We start from the raw sequence: 795 nt of genomic DNA on the forward strand, positions 1-795 counted from the left end.
ATGTCGTCGGTTTCAACGGGCGGGAACGGCTGCCGTCACGCGACGCGGTCCGGTATCAAGAGGACGAACGGCGAGCCGATGCTCAACCAGGACCTTCAATTCGCGACGGGGATACACCGGGCAACAGGGGCAGTATTCGTGAATGCGGGCAGCATATGCTTGAAAGCACAACTGACGGCGGTGTGCTCCTGCGGTACGCGACAGCCCGATCGATCTGGCTGACACTTCAGGACCTCCGGATCGTGCGGCAGGCGGAACCCGCAGCAGGGAAGGCAGCATCGATGCTGGCGACGTACGTTCAGGGCACTGCGCATCTGGACGACGGATATCTTTGTGTGATTGGAGATCCCTCGACCAGGCAGCAGGCCATCAGCGTCACGTTTGCCGCGCAGGAACTTAATGACGGCGATCATCGGGGCCTTCGCGAATGGCAGGATGCCCTGGGCATCACGTTTTCAGACGTCCCTCTCGGTACGGCCAGACTTGGCTACAACGCTGCTGACCATGAAATCAACGAACCTGGCCAGTGGTGGGCGTCGTTCCATGTGCCGGCAGGCAGCATGCAGGGCCTCATCGAGGGTATTGACGCCGCGCGGCTCACGGACGTCAGACTCGCGCTGTCCCTGAAGAATCTTTATGCCCTCACGCCAGAAGTCGCAAATGCGCATGGCGACGCGTGCGTGTTTCTCAGACCAGACAGTGTCAACGCAACCGGTTTGCCCGAAGTTGCGACAGGCTATGTGACCCACATGGCTTTCGAGCTGGCCGGGATCCGGCTTGGCGCTCCTGAGGGAG

Annotated in this window: 1 pseudogene; it reads left to right on the top strand. The window is 61.0% G+C overall.

Annotation, left to right across the window (positions count from 1 at the left end):
* A pseudogene (locus A6V37_RS41180) lies at window positions 1-795 on the top strand (Na/Pi cotransporter family protein); the annotation flags it as partial.

The sequence above is a fragment of the Paraburkholderia ginsengiterrae genome, from assembly GCF_001645125.1.
Classification (GTDB): Bacteria; Pseudomonadota; Gammaproteobacteria; order Burkholderiales; family Burkholderiaceae; genus Paraburkholderia; species Paraburkholderia ginsengiterrae.